The organism is Ascidiaceihabitans sp., assembly GCF_039986515.1.
Lineage (GTDB): Bacteria > Pseudomonadota > Alphaproteobacteria > Rhodobacterales > Rhodobacteraceae > Ascidiaceihabitans.
The window spans coordinates 98,467-115,527 of record NZ_JBDWQO010000012.1 but is presented as its reverse complement, the minus strand read 5'-3'; the positions used below and the strand labels follow the sequence as shown (position 1 = coordinate 115,527).

Annotated in this window: 22 protein-coding genes and 1 riboswitch; of the genes, 14 read left to right on the top strand and 8 right to left on the bottom strand. The window is 55.5% G+C overall.

Annotated features, from left to right (window positions below):
* Window positions 1-51 precede the first annotated feature (51 nt).
* From irr to ABJL60_RS11620, 3 genes are all read left to right on the top strand, one after another.
* Window positions 52-462, top strand: coding sequence for a Fur family transcriptional regulator Irr (irr, locus tag ABJL60_RS11630; RefSeq protein ID WP_348290533.1), 411 nt, complete (start codon window positions 52-54; stop codon window positions 460-462).
* A gap of 304 nt (window positions 463-766) precedes the next feature.
* Window positions 767-1,549 (top strand): phytanoyl-CoA dioxygenase family protein, encoded by a 783-nt coding sequence (locus ABJL60_RS11625; RefSeq protein ID WP_348290543.1) that lies wholly within the window; start codon window positions 767-769, stop codon window positions 1,547-1,549.
* Between the two features lie 181 nt (window positions 1,550-1,730).
* Complete coding sequence (locus ABJL60_RS11620; RefSeq protein WP_348375523.1) at window positions 1,731-2,021, top strand: hypothetical protein; 291 nt, start codon at window positions 1,731-1,733, stop codon at window positions 2,019-2,021.
* A gap of 27 nt (window positions 2,022-2,048) precedes the next feature.
* On the opposite strand, the gene ABJL60_RS11615 is transcribed toward ABJL60_RS11620, so the two are convergent.
* The 3 genes from ABJL60_RS11615 to ABJL60_RS11605 form a co-directional block, all read right to left on the bottom strand.
* Window positions 2,049-2,660 (bottom strand): short chain dehydrogenase, encoded by a 612-nt coding sequence (locus ABJL60_RS11615; RefSeq protein WP_348375521.1) that lies wholly within the window; start codon window positions 2,658-2,660, stop codon window positions 2,049-2,051.
* Window positions 2,657-3,019 carry a MerR family transcriptional regulator gene (locus tag ABJL60_RS11610; protein ID WP_348375519.1) on the bottom strand — a complete coding sequence of 121 codons (363 nt, stop codon included), beginning with the start codon at window positions 3,017-3,019 and terminating at the stop codon, window positions 2,657-2,659. Before ABJL60_RS11610 ends, ABJL60_RS11615 begins: the two co-directional genes overlap by 4 nt.
* Window positions 3,020-3,095: 76 nt before the next feature.
* A complete protein-coding gene (locus ABJL60_RS11605) occupies window positions 3,096-3,968 on the bottom strand; it encodes a hypothetical protein (protein ID WP_348375517.1) in 873 nt (290 codons plus the stop codon).
* 136 nt (window positions 3,969-4,104) lie between these two features.
* Between ABJL60_RS11605 and miaB the strand changes: the two genes are divergently transcribed.
* The 8 genes from miaB to metK all read left to right on the top strand — a co-directional run bounded on the left by miaB (window position 4,105) and on the right by metK (window position 11,999).
* Window positions 4,105-5,430, top strand: a complete 1,326-nt coding sequence (gene miaB / locus ABJL60_RS11600; protein ID WP_348290541.1) for a tRNA (N6-isopentenyl adenosine(37)-C2)-methylthiotransferase MiaB — start codon at window positions 4,105-4,107, stop codon at window positions 5,428-5,430.
* Window positions 5,431-5,635: 205 nt separating this feature from the next.
* Window positions 5,636-6,223: an OmpA family protein gene (locus tag ABJL60_RS11595; RefSeq protein WP_348290524.1), complete on the top strand. Its 588-nt coding sequence runs from the start codon at window positions 5,636-5,638 to the stop codon at window positions 6,221-6,223.
* Window positions 6,224-6,235: 12 nt separating this feature from the next.
* A complete protein-coding gene (locus ABJL60_RS11590; RefSeq protein WP_348290523.1) occupies window positions 6,236-6,550 on the top strand; it encodes a hypothetical protein in 315 nt (104 codons plus the stop codon).
* Window positions 6,551-6,673: 123 nt separating this feature from the next.
* Window positions 6,674-7,678 (top strand): PhoH family protein, encoded by a 1,005-nt coding sequence (locus tag ABJL60_RS11585; protein WP_348290518.1) that lies wholly within the window; start codon window positions 6,674-6,676, stop codon window positions 7,676-7,678.
* Window positions 7,679-7,752: 74 nt separating this feature from the next.
* Complete coding sequence (gene ybeY, locus ABJL60_RS11580) at window positions 7,753-8,265, top strand: rRNA maturation RNase YbeY (protein WP_348375515.1); 513 nt, start codon at window positions 7,753-7,755, stop codon at window positions 8,263-8,265.
* Window positions 8,266-8,291: 26 nt separating this feature from the next.
* On the top strand, window positions 8,292-9,245 hold the full coding sequence (locus ABJL60_RS11575) for a hemolysin family protein (protein WP_348375513.1): 954 nt from the start codon (window positions 8,292-8,294) through the stop codon (window positions 9,243-9,245).
* A 47-nt stretch (window positions 9,246-9,292) separates the two neighbouring features.
* Complete coding sequence (gene lnt / locus ABJL60_RS11570; RefSeq protein ID WP_348375511.1) at window positions 9,293-10,732, top strand: apolipoprotein N-acyltransferase; 1,440 nt, start codon at window positions 9,293-9,295, stop codon at window positions 10,730-10,732.
* A 31-nt stretch (window positions 10,733-10,763) separates the two neighbouring features.
* A riboswitch (SAM-SAH riboswitch) is annotated at window positions 10,764-10,813 on the top strand.
* Between the two features lie 4 nt (window positions 10,814-10,817).
* Window positions 10,818-11,999 carry a methionine adenosyltransferase gene (gene metK, locus ABJL60_RS11565; RefSeq protein ID WP_348375510.1) on the top strand — a complete coding sequence of 394 codons (1,182 nt, stop codon included), beginning with the start codon at window positions 10,818-10,820 and terminating at the stop codon, window positions 11,997-11,999.
* Between the two features lie 69 nt (window positions 12,000-12,068).
* Here the strand turns inward: metK and bla are convergent, their stop codons facing one another.
* From bla to ABJL60_RS11550, 3 genes are all read right to left on the bottom strand, one after another.
* Window positions 12,069-12,983 (bottom strand): class A beta-lactamase, encoded by a 915-nt coding sequence (gene bla, locus ABJL60_RS11560; protein ID WP_348375508.1) that lies wholly within the window; start codon window positions 12,981-12,983, stop codon window positions 12,069-12,071.
* A gap of 12 nt (window positions 12,984-12,995) precedes the next feature.
* A complete protein-coding gene (locus ABJL60_RS11555; RefSeq protein ID WP_348290506.1) occupies window positions 12,996-13,313 on the bottom strand; it encodes a putative quinol monooxygenase in 318 nt (105 codons plus the stop codon).
* A 255-nt stretch (window positions 13,314-13,568) separates the two neighbouring features.
* Window positions 13,569-13,784: a hypothetical protein gene (locus ABJL60_RS11550; protein WP_348375506.1), complete on the bottom strand. Its 216-nt coding sequence runs from the start codon at window positions 13,782-13,784 to the stop codon at window positions 13,569-13,571.
* An 18-nt stretch (window positions 13,785-13,802) separates the two neighbouring features.
* Here ABJL60_RS11550 and ABJL60_RS11545 point away from each other — a divergent pair, with 18 nt between their 5' ends.
* Genes ABJL60_RS11545 through ABJL60_RS11535 form a run of 3 tightly spaced genes read left to right on the top strand, consistent with a single transcriptional unit; the run spans window position 13,803 to window position 15,566 of the window.
* Window positions 13,803-14,303: a Hint domain-containing protein gene (locus ABJL60_RS11545; protein WP_348375504.1), complete on the top strand. Its 501-nt coding sequence runs from the start codon at window positions 13,803-13,805 to the stop codon at window positions 14,301-14,303.
* A 56-nt stretch (window positions 14,304-14,359) separates the two neighbouring features.
* Complete coding sequence (locus ABJL60_RS11540) at window positions 14,360-15,067, top strand: tRNA (guanine(46)-N(7))-methyltransferase TrmB (RefSeq protein WP_348375595.1); 708 nt, start codon at window positions 14,360-14,362, stop codon at window positions 15,065-15,067.
* 43 nt (window positions 15,068-15,110) lie between these two features.
* Window positions 15,111-15,566: a methylated-DNA--[protein]-cysteine S-methyltransferase gene (locus ABJL60_RS11535; protein ID WP_108827704.1), complete on the top strand. Its 456-nt coding sequence runs from the start codon at window positions 15,111-15,113 to the stop codon at window positions 15,564-15,566.
* 63 nt (window positions 15,567-15,629) lie between these two features.
* On the opposite strand, the gene ABJL60_RS11530 is transcribed toward ABJL60_RS11535, so the two are convergent.
* Together ABJL60_RS11530 and ABJL60_RS11525 are read right to left on the bottom strand one after the other, a co-directional pair.
* Complete coding sequence (locus tag ABJL60_RS11530; RefSeq protein WP_348290496.1) at window positions 15,630-16,322, bottom strand: phosphatidylcholine synthase; 693 nt, start codon at window positions 16,320-16,322, stop codon at window positions 15,630-15,632.
* Window positions 16,323-16,442: 120 nt separating this feature from the next.
* Complete coding sequence (locus tag ABJL60_RS11525; RefSeq protein WP_348290494.1) at window positions 16,443-17,033, bottom strand: cytochrome P460 family protein; 591 nt, start codon at window positions 17,031-17,033, stop codon at window positions 16,443-16,445.
* Window positions 17,034-17,061: the final 28 nt, after the last annotated feature.

Below are 17,061 nucleotides of genomic sequence, written 5' to 3'. Positions count from 1 at the left end.
GTCGCAACAGTTCTACATATGCAAATAACGCACTTGGAAAGGTGAATTGAAATGTCGCATCAACAGGTTGGCTCTGACTGGTTGGCTTCAGCCGGACTACGCCCCACACGTCAGCGTGTGGCTTTGGCGGCGTTGCTTGTGGGTGACGGCCAGAATCGTCACGTCACGGCGGAAAGCCTGTTTGAAGCGGCCAAATCCAAAGGCCATCCTGTATCCTTGGCGACTGTGTACAATACTCTCAGCGCGTTCTGCGACGTGGGATTGATGCAAGAGGTGACTGTGGATGGTTCAAAAAGCTATTTTGACACCAACACACATGATCACCCCCACTTCTATTGGGAAGACGAAGCGGTTTTGACCGATGCACCGTCGGATCAACTGGTTATCTCGCAATTGCCAGACGTCCCTGCGGGTGCCGAAATTGCATCCGTGGATGTGGTCATCCGTTTGCGTCGCAAGTAACGCGGCCCTCACCCTAAAGATCTTTCGAAAGCTCTGGACTGCTCCCATGCGTACCCCGTCAGACCAGGGGGAATTAACCGCAATCGTAGGTTAGGTGTAGAGTTACTCGTTACCTGAGTACGCCCGCGCCAACAACTGCGCGACACCGGTGTATTGGCCTGTGACGCACCTTGCTTCAAGGTAAGGATTTCCACCAGTGTACATGATTGCAGACTGTGCCGGACCTGTCGAATCACGCTATTGTCCCGCTTAAATGACATTCCCAAGAGAAGATGCCGCAATGCCTGCACAATCCAGCGCCATCATGGCCACCCCTGAAATGATTGCCACCTATCAAGCGGACGGCGTGGTTTTGATTCCGGGTTTGTTTGCGGACCATGTGGATACATTGCGGGACGGGGTTGCACGCAACATGGAACGCCCTGGTCCCTATGCCTCCAACAACGATCGCAAAGGGGAAACGGGGCGGTTTTTTGATGATTACTGTAATTGGCAGCGCATCGAGGAATTCGAACAGGTCATTCGGACGTCGGGGGCGGCGGATGTTGCCGCGGACTTGATGGGGTCAAAGACTGTGCAATTGTTTCATGATCATGTTCTGGTCAAGGAACCCGGTACGTCCATGGCGACGCCGTGGCATTCGGATGGACCATATTACTTTGTGCAAGGTCAGCAGACCGTTAGCTTTTGGTCGCCTCTGGACGAGGTAACGGATGCGTCTTTGCGGTGTGTTGCAGGGTCACATCTTTGGGACAAAGATGTGTTGCCGACGCGCTGGGCAAAAGGCGACCCTTTCTTTGATCCGGCCCCCTATATCCCTGCACCTGACCCCGAAGCAGAAGGCATGCGCATCGTCGAATATGCGATGCAGCCAGGCGACGCCGTGGCGTTTCATTACCGGACATTGCATGGTGCGCGTGGCAACACGTCCCTGTCGCGCCGACGTGCGTTTTCGTTGCGCCTTATTGGCGATGATGCACGTTACGTAGAGCGGCCGGGGCCCACGTCACCGCCCTTTCCGGGCCATGACATGGTGGCCGGCCAACGGTTGCGTGAAGATTGGTTTCCGATGTTGAAGGGCAATTGACGGCCCGATGCAGCCCCCACGGGCAGCACCGCCTACGCGTATTGCGTGCATAGCACTTGATCGCTTGGGCGAAGGCTGACAAGCTGTATGCAGTCGACACCCCGACATTTTTGGGTGTTTTCGCTAAGTATTTTAGCTTTCGCGCCGCTTTTCAGACGCGCCCTTTTTCAGGAGACAGACTATGCCCACAGTCACACCAGCATCCTTTACAGCCCGTGGTTGGCGGGAACATTATTCCGGATTTCCAGCCGACTTGTTTTTTGCAGCGGGTGTGGGTGAGCCGTGGGCTTTGACCCCGCATTTGCACGTAAATTACGCGATTGGCGGCGCATTGCAGTCGATGACTTACAAAAATGCCGTCGGTCAAAACACTTATCTTTTTCAGAACGGCATGTGGAATGATGCGAATATCTCGCTGTTTGCGGCATCGCCTTTACAGCCCGAGATCGCATTTGCGCGTGCTTTGGCCTGACGGGATTTGCACGACCTGCAAGCAGGCTTAATCCACTGTGATCACCTGGCCTGTTTGTGCACCTTCCACGCTTTTGACAAAGGCACGTCCGACCCGGACTGAGGCCACGGGCGTGTGCCCCGCAAACCAAGCCCCGTAGCGTGCCGCCGATACATCCAGCATCCCGGGACTGACCACGTTGATGCGCAGCCCGCGTGGCATTTCAATAGCGGCACTTTTGACAAAACCGGCAAGGGCACCATTGGCCGTTGCGGCCCCAACCCCTTGGACAATCGGATCGCGGTCCAAAATGCCGCTGGTTAGGGTGAAAGAACCGCCATCAACCAGATGTTCCAATCCCCCCAGTACCAGATTGATTTGCCCCATGACCTTTTGGTGCAGTCCCAGCACCATCGTGTCGCTGGTTTGATCGGCAAGCGGGGCAAAATGTGCGTCACCTGCCGTGCAGACCACAGCGCCCAATGTTCCGAAGGTGTTTGCCACACGCGCATACATCGCATCCACAGACGCGCGGTCCGATATATCGACGTGAACGTCACCGCCCGAACGCCCGGCCCGGATCAGCGTGTGATTGGCTTGTAATGCGGCGCAAGCTGCCTGTCCGATGTCACCTGCTGCACCAATGACAAGAATGTTCATGATGTTGCCCCCAATATATCGTCGTAGCGTTCCAGCTTATGTGCCAGCAAGGCGCGGCACGCGGCCAGTTTGATCTGTTGATCCTGAAGATAGGTATCATGGGCGGACAGAATGTCTTTGCGGTCTTGCACCGTCGCGTCGCCCTTGCGGTACAGCCCTGCAAAGTGGCGCATGGTTTTTAGTGGCATGCCAGTGTCGCGCAGCGATGCAAGCAGTGTCAGCCAATCTACGTTTTCCGGTGAAAACCGGCGATGCCCGTCCGTGCCGCGCAAAACACCCGGCAACATGCCCGACGCCTCGTAGTATCTGATCGTGTGGGTCGATAAACCGCTGGCGCGGGCTGCTTCCGAAATCTTCATATGCTGTGTTCCTTCAAACCCCTGATGGCGTGTTACCGGGTTGAAGCAACTCTAAGTCAAGACATCTTTGGATGTGTCAAAACCATTGCCCCGGTTCCATCAGTCCCAAATCCAGCAATTGCCGCGAATGCCATTCGAATGGGGCAGAGTTGTGCCATTTGAAGGTGTGGATATCAAAACGGCTGCCCGGATTGCGCTTTAGCGCTTTGGCAGTGCGGAACGAACAAACCGCTGCGGTGATGTTGTGGTGCCAAGGGCAGGCGTAGGTGTTGTATTCTTCGTCCGAGAACGTGTGATCTTCAAGCAGCTGCAATCCCGGTTTGGTGCGGAAAAGAGAAATCCGGTCAATCTTGCGACGTGCGGGCGGGATGTGTTCTTCGTAACGCCAGCGCAATCCCCCGAAGAAATCCAACTGGCGATCTTTTGGGTGGCCATGGTTTTCGATATCGGCACGGGCCAACGCATAGTATCCGGAACGGTCCAGATGTGCGGCATCCAGCGACACCGCATCGGGGTGCCTGTCCAGATCGTCGGCATATAAATCCAACACATATGTGAGCATCGCATCGCGGCGTTCTTCTGTGTGAAACGCCAACATTTCCCCGATGCTGCGGGTCTCGCAGAACGGATGGAACAGATATTCGGCGTTAAAGCAGTAGTAAATCCAGACGCCCGGTGTTGCCGCCGCAATCAAGCGGTTCATCGCTTCGGTGGCCGCTTCAGAGCTGGATAAGGCATGATCTATGCGGTGCACGGTGTTTTGCAAATCGCGCGGAAGGTCGAATTCAGGCGGCATCACGGCGATTATGTTCACAAATCCGGCTTGCTGGTTGTGGCGCAGTGTTGTGGCGACTTCCACCTCATCCTCAACCAAAACGATAGAAATAGGCCCTTTGGCCAAAATCTCTGCCCCGTCTTTGATGAATGTGTCTAAACTTTCGTACTGCATTGCCTGCCTGCTTTTCTTCTTATCGCCTAGAATCGGTTAATTTGCCGTGCATTGCAAGCGTCACACGCGCCTGATAAGTCGTGCCGCAATTGCGCCCACTCCCACATGACCGGATTGCCCCATGACCAGCTCCAAAATGACCGGCCCCAAAAAGCTATTCATTAAAACCTATGGCTGCCAGATGAATGTCTATGACAGCGAACGCATGTCCGAAGCATTGGGCGGGCAGGGTTATGTTGAAACGGACCGTCAGGAGGATGCCGATATGATCCTTTTGAACACCTGTCACATTCGTGAAAAGGCCGTCGAAAAAGTCTATTCCGATCTGGGGCGTTTGCGCAAATTCAAAGACGTGAAGCCGGATTTGAAAATTGGCGTTGCGGGCTGTGTGGCCCAGGCCGAGGGCGGCGAGATTATGCGCCGTCAGCCGCTTGTTGATTTGGTGGTGGGCCCGCAGTCTTACCACCGTTTGCCGGAAATGGAGGCGCAGACCCAAAAGGGCCAAAAAGCGCTGGATACCGATTTCCCCGAAGAGGATAAGTTCGAACACCTCAAGGCACGCCCAAAAGCAAAACGCGCCCCGTCGGCGTTTCTGACGGTGCAAGAGGGCTGCGACAAGTTCTGCGCGTTTTGTGTCGTGCCCTATACGCGCGGTGCAGAAGTCAGCCGGCCCGTGGACCGCATCCTGACCGAAGCCCGCGATCTGGTGGAACGCGGGGTACGCGAAATTACGCTTTTGGGTCAAAACGTCAACGCCTACCATGGTGCCGGACCAGGTGGGTCGGATTATACTTTGGCAAAGCTGATTTGGGACTTGGACAAAGTGGACGGGCTGGAACGTATCCGTTTCACCACATCGCATCCCAACGACATGACCGATGACCTGATCGAGGCACACGGCACCTGTGCCAAGCTGATGCCGTATCTGCATTTGCCGGTGCAATCGGGCAGTGACCGCATCTTGAAGCGCATGAACCGCAGCCACACAGCCGAAAGCTATTTACGACTGATCGAACGCATCCGCGAGGCCCGTCCCGATATCGTCATGTCTGGCGATTTCATCGTAGGCTTTCCCGAGGAAACAGAGGAAGATTTCCAAGCGACCATGGATTTGGTTGAAGAGGTCAAATACGGCTATGCTTATTCCTTCAAATACTCGACCCGTCCGGGCACACCCGCAGCCGAAAGGCCGCTTGTCGATGCGGCGGCCGCTGATGACCGGTTGCAACGCTTGCAAGGGCTGATCACGCATCACCAACGCGCTATTCAGGACGCGATGGTCGGGCGCACCGTTGGTGTTCTTTTTGAAAAGCCGGGCCGCATGGACGGCCAAATGGTGGGCAAATCCGATCATTTGCATGCGGTGCACGTCAAGGATTGCTCTGCTGCAATCGGAGAGGTGCGCCCGGTAAGAATCGTCTCGGCTGGGACCAATTCTCTGGCGGGTGAATTGATCCTGTAAGGTAATATTTTGCCCGATCAGCATGCAATTGTGTTAAATCAGCGGGTTATTGTGGTAACTGCCGCCAATTAAACCACAATATATGGTTAAAGTGACTTCACACGTCAGTCGTTTTTTCATATTGTGGCCCTTATCGTCGAAAGCCAATGACCAACTGGGACAGATGCGAGGCTTTTGTGGGGGGAATAATAAAAGGAACAGGGCTGTGGGATATTCGATTTCCAAAGCAGTGCGCAGGTGTCTAGCCGCAACAGCAACAATTGCTGTTGGCCTGACGGCTGTTGTCGATAGCGCGTCTGCTCAAGGCATTTTTGAGCGCAACAATGGCAAAACGAACGAACGGTATGTGCCAACCATCTGGGTTGATCCCGATGGATGCGAACATTGGGTTATGGACGACGGCTACGAAGGCTACATGTCACCGCACACAAACCGTCAGGGTATTCCGGTTTGCCGCCGAGGCAACGTGTGTGGCGTTATGAACTCCGACCAGTTCTTCAAAACGAACAGCGCACGCATCTCTGCGGATGGCAAAGCGCGTTTGGCCCAGTTCTTCCAGTCTGCCGATGCTGTCAGCTATATCATCGTAGGTCACACAGACAGCCGCGCCTCTGACCAATACAACATGCGCTTGTCCTTCAACCGCGCCTCTGCTGTGGCCGGTGTGGCGAAATCTGCCGGTGCACGTATCGCGGATGTTCGTGGTTACGGCGAACGTTTGCCCGCTGCATCCAATAAAACAGCTGGCGGGATGGCGAAAAACCGTCGCGTCGAAATCATTTGTATCCGCTAAGGGAGAGCTGACATGACATTTCTTAAAACAGCTCTGGTGCTGGGGTGTTGCGGCCTTATTTCCGCATGTGGTGAAGGCGGCGGTGGTAAAGTAAATACCAACAAGACCATCGATTACGGCTTTAAAAAGAAAGACCTGAGCCAGCTTGTGGCAGGTGTTTGGGTTGATCCGAATGGCTGTGACCACTGGATTATCGACGATGGCATCGAAGGTTACCTGTCCCAGCGTCTTGACCAATTTGGCAAGCCTGTATGTTCCGGCATTGCGCCGCCTAACACGGCAACCGGCCCCTACAAAGGCAACCAAACGATCAGCGATACGCTCTAAGCGTGCCGATATCCAAAAAATCGGGCTGGGGTGTTGTACACTCCGGCCCTTTTTGCGTTTTATGGACCTGATAACGGTTCATCCTATTTCCATGGCTGACACGTCTCTTGAGAGGACCTTGATTTGCCGACCAGCGATACGACAACATCCGCCACGACTGTGGCGCGCCCTATTTTGCTTGAATACGCCGACAACCGCCTGTTGATCGACCTATGCGGAGCGTATGATGCGCATCTTGCGGCTGTGGAAGCAGCACTTGAGGTGCAAATCATTCGCCGTGGGAACGAATTGGCGATTATGGGCGAAGATCCCAATCAATTACGCGCCGCCGAAGTGCTGAACGGGCTGTACCGCCGTCTTGAAGCGGGCAAAGACGTAGAACCTGCCGATGTGGACCGCGAGTTGCGCATGGGCACCTCCGAGGCCGGTACAGGCGTGCGGTCCGGTGACCAGCTTGAAATGCCGGTGGGCGCATCGATTGAAATCAAAACCCGCAAAAAGACAGTTGAGCCACGCACCGAGGCGCAAAAAGCCTATGTGCAGTCGCTGTTTGATAACGAACTGGCATTCGGGATCGGGCCGGCTGGTACAGGCAAAACCTATCTGGCGGTGGCTGTGGGCGTAAACATGTTCATCGGCGGACATGTGGACAAAATCATCCTGTCACGTCCCGCTGTAGAGGCTGGCGAAAAGCTTGGGTATTTGCCTGGGGACATGAAAGACAAAGTCGACCCCTACATGCAGCCGCTCTACGATGCATTGAACGACTTTTTACCGGGCAAGCAGTTGGCGAAACTGATCGAAGACAAAAAGATCGAAATCGCACCTTTGGCCTTCATGCGGGGGCGAACACTGGCCAATGCCTTTGTGGTGCTGGACGAAGCCCAAAACGCCACATCAATGCAGATGAAAATGTTCCTGACACGACTTGGCGAAGGGTCGCGTATGGTGATCACGGGTGACCGCACACAGATCGATTTGCCGCGTGGTGTACCATCTGGGCTGTCAGATGCGGAACGGTTGCTGAAAACGATCCCGAACATCAGCTTCAACTATTTCACATCTAAGGACGTGGTGCGGCACCCGCTTGTGGCCGCGATCATCGAAGCTTATGAGGCTGACGACTGAGGCCGACGACGCCTGATTTTCTTTTCGCTCAAAATATCCCGGGGGTCCGGGGGCTGGCCCCCGGGTAACACACCATGTCTATAACGCTCGACATCACGGTTGAAGACACACGCTGGGATGCGCTGTCTTTGGACAGCTTGGCACATAAGGCAGCGCATGAAACTCTGGGGCATTTGGGATTGTCCATGGGCGAAATTTCGCTTTTGGCATGCAATGACAGCCGGATTGCTGAACTGAACAGCGCATTTCGTGAAAAACCGACAGCGACAAATGTACTCAGTTGGCCCTACGCCGAACTGGGGACCGAGATTGCGGGGGGGGCGCCCCTTGCGCCGACGCCGGATTTTGACGGCACGCTTGAATTGGGCGATATTGCGATCAGCTATGATACCTGCGCATCTGAAGCCGCTCTGGCGGGCAAACCAATGTCCGATCATGTGACGCATTTGCTGGTTCATGGAATGTTACATCTTCTGGGGTACGACCATATCCGTGACCTTGATGCCACGTTGATGGAACGAACTGAGGTCGAGATACTTGGCAAACTGGGGTTGGATGACCCATATTGCCTACCACCGGCAGGGTAATCTGCCTTAAGCCACCAAAGGACCCAATGGGCGACACAACTGACGGATCGTCTGACGCGGCGCAACGCGCGCAGCCAGACACAGGCATGACAAACAATGCGATGCACAACGCGCAGGACACTGCGACGACTTCGGACGAATTGGCCCCTGCCTCACAAGGTGAGAAACCGGGCGGTTTCTTTTCGCGCGTCATCGGGGCGCTTAGCCCGACGGATGTCGGTGAAACCATAGCACCGGAACAAGCGCCAGCAATGGGACGCGAAGACCACGGCATGATGAACTTGCGCCGTATGCGTGTGGAAGACGTGGCCATTCCCAAAGCTGACATAACGGCAATTGCGGTCACGGCGTCGCTGGACGAACTGGTTGCGGTGTTCAAAGACAGTGGCATGACACGGTTGCCTGTTTACGATGGGACGCTGGATACGCCTTTGGGGTTTGCGCACCTCAAGGATCTGGCGCTGAACCATGGGTTTAACGGCGGCGGCAAGGGTTTTGATATGCAGGCCATGCTGCGCCCGCTGTTGTTTGTGCCGCCTTCCATGACCATCGGGGTATTGTTGACAAAAATGCAGGCGGAACGTCGCCATATGGCTTTGGTGATTGACGAATACGGTGGTGTTGACGGGCTTTTGACGATCGAAGATCTGATCGAACAGGTTGTGGGGGAAATCGAAGACGAACACGACGTGGATGAAGGCCAGTTCTGGAGCCTTGAAAAAACCGGTTGCTATCTGGCGTTGGCAAAAACGCCGTTGAAAGACTTTGAGGCCGAAATCGGCCGGTCGCTGACCGACCACGAAGACGTGGATGAAGAAGAAATAGGGACGCTGGGCGGGCTGGTCTTTATGCTTGCAGGGCGTGTGCCAACACGAGGTGAGGTTGTTATTCATCCCGAAGGCCCCGAATTCGAAGTCATTGACGCCGACCCACGCCGCATCAAGCGGCTGCGGGTCCGACTGAGCGGTCAAAGCGCGTGATCCAAAGCTTTCGCGCTAAGATCGCGCGGCTGCCTCGAACCCTACAGATGTGTGTGGCTCTGTTGTGTGGCGCCGTTGGCGGGTTGGCGCAGGAACCTTACAATATCCCGGGGACATTGTTGGTGTGCCTGTGTGCGGGGTTCTTTTTACATGCGGGCACCAAAAATCACTGGCACGCCGCCCGCACAGGCTGGTTGTTTGGCACGGGATATTTCCTTCTGTGTCTGACTTGGATCACCGAACCTTTCATGGTGGACGCAGGGCGACACGGCTGGATGGCGCCGTTTGCTCTTGTGCTTCTCGGCGCGGGGCTGGCCCTTTTTTGGGGGTTCGCATTTGGCGTGGCGCGTGCATTTGGGTCATCATGGGCCTTGGTGCTGACTTGGCCTTTGGCCGAAATCAGCCGCGCTTATATTTTTACCGGATTTCCTTGGGCCATGCCGCCACAGGCCACTGTTGATGTGGTGGCGGGACAAGCGCTGGCATGGGTTGGCCCCCATGGGCTGATGCTGGGGGGGTGTTTTGCCGCGTGGGGCATTGTCTGTGTCGGCCATTGGGTGCGTTGGGGTCTTTTGGCGGCATCGTTTGGCGTATTGATAGCACCTGTGCCGAACACGGACATCGCATTGACAGATCATACGGTGCGCCTTGTTCAACCAAATGCACCGCAGCACGAAAAATGGGACGCAGACAAATTTCCGGTCTTCACCAACCGTCTGCTTGACGCCACGGCTGCGGGCGATGCCCCGGATCTGGTGATCTGGCCCGAAACGGCCTTGCCTTATCTTGCCCGACACGCAGGCCCTGTATTTGCCGCTGCAGCGGAACGCGCACGCGGCGCCCCCGTTGTGACAGGTTTGCAGCGCTACGAGGACGGCAAGTACTTCAACAGTCTGGTGGTTGTGCAAACCGGCGGAATTGTATCGCATACATATGACAAACATCATCTGGTGCCCTTCGGTGAATACTTGCCTTTGGCCCCCCTGATGGAACGTTTGGGGCTGCGTGGTTTGGCCGAAAATTTCGGATCGGGGTTCGGCGCGGGGCCGGGGCCTCAGGTTCTGGATTTGGGGGAGCTTGGCAAAGCATTGCCCTTGATCTGTTACGAGGCCGTTTTTGCCCATGACGTGTCAGGTGCGCCGTCGCGGCCCGACTTCTTGGTGCAAGTTACAAACGACGCATGGTTTGGCGCGGGCAAAGGACCGCTTCAACATCTGGCGCAAGCACGGATGCGCAGCATCGAACAAGGCCTGCCAATGGCGCGTGCTGCCAACACTGGCATTTCGGCCATGATCGGGCCAAAGGGCCAGGTTTTGGCATCATTGCCTTTGAACCAGGCGGGTTTTGTGGATGCGCGTCTGCCCGTGCCATTGCCGCCGACCCTGTACAGCCGCACAGGCGATTTGCCGGTTACTTTGACGTTGTTGGTGTTGCTTGTACTCACAGCAGGTTTGAAAAGACGAAAGGCCACCCTATCTAGACGTTGACGCGGACGCTTTGGCCAAGTACCGCAGATGAAACGCGCCACAACGGCTTCCTGACGTGGCGCTTATTTTATATTTGGAGCACTTCATGTCCCGTCAAAACTATACTTTCACCTCGGAATCCGTCTCTGAGGGGCACCCTGATAAGGTCTGTGACCGCATTTCTGATGCAGTTTTGGACGCCTTCTTGGCCGAAGAGCCAGAAGCGCGTGTTGCCGCTGAAACCTTTGCCACAACCAACCGCGTTGTCATCGGGGGCGAAGTGGGCCTGTCTGACCAAGACAAGCTGAAAGACTACATGGGCCGCATTGATCAGATCGCACGCGATTGCATCAAAGACATCGGGTATGAGCAGGACAAGTTCCACTGGAAAACTGTCGAGGTCACGAACCTGTTGCACGAACAATCCGCGCATATCGCCCAAGGTGTGGATGCGTCTGGTGACAAAGATGAGGGCGCAGGCGACCAAGGTATCATGTTTGGCTATGCCACAAATGAAACCGATGCGTTGATGCCAGCGCCGATCCAATATTCCCACGCGATCCTGCGCCGCTTGGCCGAAGTGCGCAAAGACGGCACCGAACCCACGCTTGGCCCAGATGCTAAATCGCAACTGTCTGTACGCTACGAGAATGGCAAGCCTGTGGGCGTGTCATCCATCGTGTTGTCCACGCAGCACCTGGACGAAAACATGACCAGCGCGGATGTGCGCGCGGTTGTAGAACCCTACATTTTGGAAGTTCTGCCTGAAGGCTGGGTCTCTGCGGACACGGCATGGCACGTTAATCCAACAGGCAAGTTCGTTATTGGCGGACCGGACGGTGATGCGGGCCTGACGGGCCGCAAGATCATCGTGGACACCTACGGCGGTGCGGCCCCACACGGCGGCGGCGCGTTTTCGGGCAAAGATCCAACCAAAGTGGACCGTTCGGCGGCGTATGTGGCGCGCTATCTGGCCAAAAACGTGGTTGCGGCTGGCATGGCTGACAAATGCACCATCCAGCTGAGCTATGCCATTGGTGTGTCCAAGCCGTTGTCGATTTATTGCGACACATTCGGCACCGGCGAAGTTCCTCCGGCTGTGATTGAGGCGGCCATCGACAGCGTCATGGACCTGACCCCGCGCGGCATTCGTTCGCATCTGGGCATGAACAAGCCGATCTACGCCCGCACGGCAGCTTACGGTCACTTTGGGCGCGCACCTGAGGCTGATGGTGGCTTTTCATGGGAAAAAGTCGATCTGGTCGAGGCGCTCAAAGCGGCCCTCTGATCGTCAGCTTCTCATCTAGAATGAAAACGGGGCCTTTGGGCCCCGTTTTTGCGGGTGACTGCCACGTGTTTAACGGGCCAAAAGTATCTCGATTACGGCCGCGCCCAATGTACTGACAGCTGCATTACGCGTGTCCCAGTCAGCGGGTGTGTCAGACACGAAAATCGCGACAAGCACCGGTGGTTCTCCGGGTGGCGTGACCATCGCCATAAGGTTGCGTGTGTGGTGGCGACCGCCGCCAGATTTATCTAAAACCTGCCAGCCTTGCGGTGCATGCGCACGGATGAATTGCCCCGTAACGCCGCCATGACTTAACCATGCAGCCAATTGCATGGCGCTTTTTGGCTGCAGAGCATCCCCCAAAAGCAAAGTCGCCCAGCTGCGCGTCATAGCGATTGGGGATGTGGTGTCGCGGGGATCGTTTGGCACAAAGGTGTTCACGTCGGGTTCCAGCCGATCAAGTCGCGTGACGTCATCCCCGATAGTTTGCAAAAACGCCGTCACGTTTTGCGGCCCGCCCAAACGGTTGGTGAGCAGGTTGGCCGCAGTGTTGTCACTTAGATCAAGCGTCGCGAAACACAGATCATGGATGGACATTGAGTGGCCGACATGTGTTTCGGTAACGGGTGCATAGGGCACCATGTCTTGTTCGCGGACGTCAATACGATCTTCAAGGCTGAGTGCCCCTGCATCGGCTTGTGCCAAAATTGCGCCACACAACAAGGGCTTGAAGGTGCTGGCCATCAAGAAACGTTCGGTTTCGCGGTGTCCCCACTGCCACCCTGTGCCGCTGTCGAACAGATAAACACCAACGCGTGCATCCAGCGTCTTCTCTAAGGTTGCGACGGTCCGCGCCACCATAGCCGGATCAGGCACAGTTTGCGCCTGAACCTGAGACACCAAAGGATATGTAAAAGCGAAAGCCGCCCAAAGGACCTTGTTGAACAGACAGCGCAGCAACGACACGATATTTGCGGTTGTCATGATACACAGGCTTCAGGCGTTTTGCATGATATGGATTTTGCGATCCGCCAACATGTCTTTGGTTTGTGCGCCATAAGCCTGCATGTGCGGGGCTGCGGCATGTGCGCCAAGGGCTGCCATGGATGCCCATTTTTCGACCACCACAAATGTGTCTTCACCGTAGGGCGTCTGGAAGGGGCCTGCGTTTGGCACATCAACGGTCGCGCCGTATTCAATGCACCCGTCTTCCGCCAAAACAGCAGGGACGTTGGCGTTGAACATCTCAAGAACCGTGGCGCGTTGACCGGGGTTTGTGGTGATGACGGCGATCACGTGGACCATATCTGACATTGGGTTGCTCCTGTTGTGATGGTGTCAGCTTAACCTTTGACGCGGGCATTACCAGAGCTGGCGCAAGGGACGTTACGGCGCGACGGTGTTCCAAAATCTTGTCAAATTGGTTGTTTAACGACTGAGAAAAAATGTGCGTAATCCAAACGGGGCTACGGCTGCGCCCGCATTGGAATTGATGGAGAACACGCATGGCGGCGGGGTATCAGGCAACGGCGACCGTGTTGAAGCAGGTGCTGGCGATGACATGTCTTTTCAGGTGATGACAACGATACAGTTTACGCAGGCAAAGGCAACGACACGGTTCAAAGTGGCAGCGGCGACGATGAGATTTACGGTCAGGCTGGCAATAATGGTCTTGACGCAAGTGATGGGGCCGGCGTTGTCCATGGCGGGGAGGGTGCAGACATTATCAATGCGGGCCAGGGCAACGATACGATTGATGGCGATGCGGATAACAATGAGATACATGGCGGCACAGGGGCCGATATGTCATCGGGGGGCATGGTTATGACCCGCGATTTTGGTCAACAGCCGGTGCTATGTGCGACACAAACCACCGTTCTGACCAAAGGTGCCAGCCGCGCTGTGCAATTTGCGCCGGGGGCCTGGGGCAACAAAGACACCATTGTCTTGTCGCAAAACCACCGCGTCGTTTTGGCGGGGGCACAAGCGCAGTTGTTGTATGGCACCGAAGATGTGTTGATCCCGGCCGCAGCGCTGTTGGGGCGGCCTGGCATAAGCTTGGGTTCCAGCGGAAGTATCATGAGCTATTATCACTTTGTGCTGCCGCAGCATTCTGTCGTTTTCTCGGACGGTTTGCTGAGCGACAGCTTTTATCCCACCCGTCGCAATCTGCTGAACATCGGGGATCATGCCAGACAGGTGATATTGTCGTCGATGGTAAAGCATGGTCTTGATCCCGACACCTACGGCGACACGGTGCGCCAGACTGCCAAAACGTATGAAGTGTTTTGTCTGGCGGGGTGATCTACAACTCTATGGGCATCTTGCGTCAAACAGATTGCACCGCTACACCCCGCGCCATGACACATCCTGAACGCCCGCATCGCAATTTCTATGGCCGCCTTAAAGGCAAACATCTTAAGAACAGCCAGCGTGGCTATCTGGATGAAGACCTTTCCGCGTTGTCGCCCGGTCTTGTGGACTGGGATGTGAACCCGGATCGCACGCCGCTTGACCTGCAAACCCGCTTTGACGGAAAACCCGTTTGGCTGGAAATCGGATTTGGTGGTGGTGAGCACATGGTGCATCAAGCCGCACAAAACCCTGATGTGGGTATCATCGGCTGTGAGCCGTACATCAACGGTGTTGCGATGCTGTTGGGGAAAATTCGCCGCGCTGGCACAGATGGTGTCGCAGTCTACCCCGGTGATGTGCGTGATATGTTTGATGTTTTGCCGGACGCTTCAATTGATCGTGCGTTTTTGCTGTATCCTGACCCTTGGCCCAAATCACGCCACCATCGCCGTCGCTTTGTCACCGAAGAACATTTGCAGCCCTTGGCCCGTGTTTTGAAACCGGGGGCGACGTTTCGTGTGGCTACGGACATTCCCGATTATGTGCGCCAAACCATGCAAGAGGTGCCGCGCCACGGATTTACTTGGACCGCGCAAGGCCCCGAAGACTGGCGCGTGGCATGGGACGACTGGATTTCGACCCGCTACGAGCAAAAGGCACTGCGCGAAGGCCGCACACCGCACTACATGACTTTTACGCGTGATCCGGATTGAGTTTGGCTGCGTCTCTTTCTAGCGTTGCGCCAAGGAGATTCAGATGAAACGAAGAGACGTGAAAACCCGGTTCGGGGACTTGTGCGTCGTCGAGGAAGACGGCGCGATTGTGGCCTTGGACTGGAAACTGTCCGGCTGCGTTGATCGTTCGGATGTATTGGACGCAGCAGCGTGTCAGCTTCAGCGTTACGATGCAGGCACGCTAGAGGTTTTTGAACTGCCGTTGCGCATCAAAGGCAGCGACTTTCAGCAAGCTGTATGCGCCCAGATGTCGGCCATTCCTTTTGGATATACGGTCACATATGGTGAGATCGCCAAAGCGCTTGGTGCGCCCGCGCAGGCCGTCGGTGGCGCCTGTGGTGGAAACCCCATTCCTATCATTGTCCCGTGCCACCGCGTTATGGGCGCTAAGGGGCTGACGGGATTTTCTGGCGCGGGGGGGATTGAGACCAAGGTGGCCCTGTTGCGTCACGAAGGTGCGGCGGGTTTGTTGATTTGATGTGGCGTGGGGGCGCTGCCCCCGCCTGCGGGCCCCTGTGGCATCTTTAGGAAAAAGACAGGGTTAATCCGCCTTTTCGGTCATTTGCTGTGCAATGCCTGCACCCAACAAGTAGACAGATGTCACGATCAGCCCCCAATGCGCCCAGCTTTCAGGGTGGAAATCCACCCAAGCGGCCCATCCCGCAAAGAAGGTCCACGCCAATGCCATTGGCAAAGTTATGGTGCGCCAGCGTTCCGTGCGCACTGGATGTACAAACTTCAACGGCAAGAACATGGCCACGGCAAGGATTGTGACAAGCCCCAGTGAAACCCAAAAATTCGGCTCCAGTGCAAAGATCACCAGCACCAGCATGTTCCAGCATCCGGGAAACCCCGAGAATGAATTGTCTTTTGTTTTCATGCGGGTATCTGCGAAATACATCGCCGAGGCGAAGGTGATCACGATGATCGCAAACCATCCTGTCCACCCGTCCATCAGCCCGGATTTGAACAAAGCAAAGGCTGGGATAAACACATAGGTCAGGTAGTCGATGATCAGGTCCAGCAGAACCCCGTCGAATTCCGGCGCGTTGTCTTTGACATTGTAGTGTCGCGCCAATGGCCCATCAATTCCGTCCACCGCAAAAGCGACAACGAGCCACAAAAACATAAGATCATATTTTGCATCAACCGCAGCCAGCATCGCCAACATGGCAAAGACAGCGCCTGTGGCGGTAAGCAGGTGAACACTGAGGGCTTTGAATTTTGGTGTCATGTCGCCTTACATGCCGCAACGGCAGGGCGGATGCAAAGCAAAACCTGCCAGTGAAACTGGCAGGCTTGAGATTCTCATGATGCAGGCCTTTGTAACAAGCCTTGCGCGTGCATGCGTGACTTACTGCCCCAAACGCACTTCTTCGATTGGATATGCCAGAAAATCGCTATCCTCATAGGGTTCATGGCAATCATGGCAGAAGGACTGTTTGACCTTCATGGTTTTGCCGTTGGGCTGAATGCCTGTGTACAACCAGTCATTGGTTTCGGGGATAGAACCCGCTTCCATTTTGGTCATCATCAACAAGGGGCCGGGACGCGCCTTTTTCTTTTTGATCGACACTGTGATGCTTTCTTTGGCCAGAATGGAGCCAACAGGCATCGTAAAGCCTTCTTCTTGATACTTCAGATACTGTTCGGCTGCGACGTCATTGGCGAAGGTGTTCAAAATCCGGTTGCCGTGTGCGCCTTGGACTGCAGGGCGCGTTGAGGTTGCGGCCCAACTGCGGAAATTGCTGCCGATTTCGTCGCCTTCCTTGGCGTATCCGGTGGCCATTTTTTCGTTCAGGCAGTCGTACAGGGCAACAATGGCATCTGGTTCCAGATCAAACGAATCTTCGACGGTGATGGCTGCACAGTCTTCTGCGAAGGCTGTTGTGGCGGTCAGTGTAAGCCCGATGGCGGCGGCGCTCAGGCGCGTGAAAAGTGTCATTGATATTTCCTGTGTTTGGCGCATGTTT

What these genes read in the sequence shown, in the direction of transcription:
- ABJL60_RS11615 (WP_348375521.1), bottom strand. Translation starts at nt 2,660, where the DNA reads ATGAACATTCTTGTCATTGGTGCAGCAGGTGACATCGGACAGGCAGCT.
- metK (WP_348375510.1), top strand. Translation starts at nt 10,818, where the DNA reads ATGTCCCGTCAAAACTATACTTTCACCTCGGAATCCGTCTCTGAGGGG.
- ABJL60_RS11545 (WP_348375504.1), top strand. Translation starts at nt 13,803, where the DNA reads ATGTCATCGGGGGGCATGGTTATGACCCGCGATTTTGGTCAACAGCCG.
- irr (WP_348290533.1), top strand. Translation starts at nt 52, where the DNA reads ATGTCGCATCAACAGGTTGGCTCTGACTGGTTGGCTTCAGCCGGACTA.
- ABJL60_RS11555 (WP_348290506.1), bottom strand. Translation starts at nt 13,313, where the DNA reads ATGTCAGATATGGTCCACGTGATCGCCGTCATCACCACAAACCCCGGT.
- bla (WP_348375508.1), bottom strand. Translation starts at nt 12,983, where the DNA reads ATGACAACCGCAAATATCGTGTCGTTGCTGCGCTGTCTGTTCAACAAG.
- ABJL60_RS11535 (WP_108827704.1), top strand. Translation starts at nt 15,111, where the DNA reads ATGAAACGAAGAGACGTGAAAACCCGGTTCGGGGACTTGTGCGTCGTC.
- ABJL60_RS11575 (WP_348375513.1), top strand. Translation starts at nt 8,292, where the DNA reads ATGGGCGACACAACTGACGGATCGTCTGACGCGGCGCAACGCGCGCAG.
- ABJL60_RS11605 (WP_348375517.1), bottom strand. Translation starts at nt 3,968, where the DNA reads ATGCAGTACGAAAGTTTAGACACATTCATCAAAGACGGGGCAGAGATT.
- ABJL60_RS11525 (WP_348290494.1), bottom strand. Translation starts at nt 17,033, where the DNA reads ATGACACTTTTCACGCGCCTGAGCGCCGCCGCCATCGGGCTTACACTG.
- ybeY (WP_348375515.1), top strand. Translation starts at nt 7,753, where the DNA reads ATGTCTATAACGCTCGACATCACGGTTGAAGACACACGCTGGGATGCG.
- lnt (WP_348375511.1), top strand. Translation starts at nt 9,293, where the DNA reads ATGTGTGTGGCTCTGTTGTGTGGCGCCGTTGGCGGGTTGGCGCAGGAA.
- ABJL60_RS11625 (WP_348290543.1), top strand. Translation starts at nt 767, where the DNA reads ATGGCCACCCCTGAAATGATTGCCACCTATCAAGCGGACGGCGTGGTT.
- ABJL60_RS11590 (WP_348290523.1), top strand. Translation starts at nt 6,236, where the DNA reads ATGACATTTCTTAAAACAGCTCTGGTGCTGGGGTGTTGCGGCCTTATT.
- ABJL60_RS11610 (WP_348375519.1), bottom strand. Translation starts at nt 3,019, where the DNA reads ATGAAGATTTCGGAAGCAGCCCGCGCCAGCGGTTTATCGACCCACACG.
- ABJL60_RS11620 (WP_348375523.1), top strand. Translation starts at nt 1,731, where the DNA reads ATGCCCACAGTCACACCAGCATCCTTTACAGCCCGTGGTTGGCGGGAA.
- ABJL60_RS11530 (WP_348290496.1), bottom strand. Translation starts at nt 16,322, where the DNA reads ATGACACCAAAATTCAAAGCCCTCAGTGTTCACCTGCTTACCGCCACA.
- ABJL60_RS11550 (WP_348375506.1), bottom strand. Translation starts at nt 13,784, where the DNA reads ATGTATCTCATTGTTATCCGCATCGCCATCAATCGTATCGTTGCCCTG.
- miaB (WP_348290541.1), top strand. Translation starts at nt 4,105, where the DNA reads ATGACCGGCCCCAAAAAGCTATTCATTAAAACCTATGGCTGCCAGATG.
- ABJL60_RS11540 (WP_348375595.1), top strand. Translation starts at nt 14,360, where the DNA reads ATGACACATCCTGAACGCCCGCATCGCAATTTCTATGGCCGCCTTAAA.